Raw genomic sequence first — 1,069 nt, forward strand, 5'->3', positions numbered from 1 at the left:
GCGAGCGGCATGTGATCGCAGATAGCGAATATTTCCGCCATCTTGAACAGGCGGCACGCGGTGTGATCGCCGGCCACATGAATATCGAAGCTGTCGCTTCGTCCGACATGACCGGAGCCGACCGCAAGGCTTTTGCCAATGCACGGCCTTCGGCCAGTGAACTTGCCAATGACCGCTGGGAAGACTGACCGACCCGCCGCAGGCCATATCCTCCGTTACGTCTATCTCTTCGAGGAAGAGCAGAGACGAGGCCGCGACGAAGGCGTCAAGGAACGCTTCGTCGTCGTTGTGGGTGTGGACGGCTCGCGCTATCTGGTCGCCGCGATCACGACCAAGGGCGAGGGGCGCAAGAACGCCATCCCCATCCCCGATGAGATCGCACGCACAGCCGGGCTCGTTCCGGGTAGCGCGATTGTCGTTTCGGAATTCAACCGGTTCACCTGGCCCGGGTTCGACATCAGACCCCTGATGAAGCAGCCCGGGTACATTGCCGGACGACTCCCACCGCGGTTCACAGCAAAGATCATCGATGCCATCGGAGCCTGGGGCGCCGCTGCCGTCGATCGCGATTGATTTCCGGAACGCCGAGGCAGCCTGCTCCTTGGAGCCTTGTCTGATCGTGCATCAACGTCAGGCCAGTCACGCCGGCGTTGTGGATTGGCGCCGGAGGTGGCCGAGGTCGGGTATTCCGGATCAGTGCCGCAGAGGGACCTCTCGCTCACCGGGATCGGCAAGGGCGGGCGAATTATCCCGTGATCATCATCGTCAATAACAAGCCGGTACGCGGCGAAGTTGATGTCCAGGCGTGCGATAAGCTCCTGTGCCAACAGCACGTCCGCCGACCAGTGCCCATGCCTCTTTGGTCGAGCTTAGGGCCAACCTGCAGAAATGCGAGCCGTGTTGCCCGGCAAGCCGGGCTGCCCGCACCACCTCGATTTCCGAGGTTCCCCGCGCGCGGAAGCGCGCGGTGTCCCAGCTCTCCCGCCGAGGCTCGACAAGGGCACCGGCGGACGAGCCGTCGGTACCAAGGAGGCTCTTGCAATGAACATCGTCAACCTCGTCGGCCGTC

At 63.0% G+C, this 1,069-nt stretch carries 2 protein-coding genes and 1 pseudogene; all 3 read left to right on the top strand.

Going from position 1 to position 1,069, the window contains the following annotated elements:
* Positions 1-188 (top strand): annotated as a pseudogene (locus AX735_RS25620) (type II toxin-antitoxin system prevent-host-death family antitoxin); the annotation flags it as partial.
* On the top strand, positions 169-573 hold the full coding sequence (locus tag AX735_RS04675) for a hypothetical protein (protein WP_022675506.1): 405 nt from the start codon (positions 169-171) through the stop codon (positions 571-573). The pseudogene AX735_RS25620 and the gene AX735_RS04675, both read left to right, overlap by 20 nt.
* 315 nt (positions 574-888) lie before the next feature.
* Positions 889-1,069 (top strand): hypothetical protein (locus AX735_RS26245; protein WP_231750023.1); only part of this gene is annotated, 181 nt, incomplete at its 3' end.

Source organism: Blastomonas sp. CCH1-A6, from assembly GCF_001556365.1.
GTDB classification, from domain to species: domain Bacteria; phylum Pseudomonadota; class Alphaproteobacteria; order Sphingomonadales; family Sphingomonadaceae; genus Blastomonas; species Blastomonas ursincola.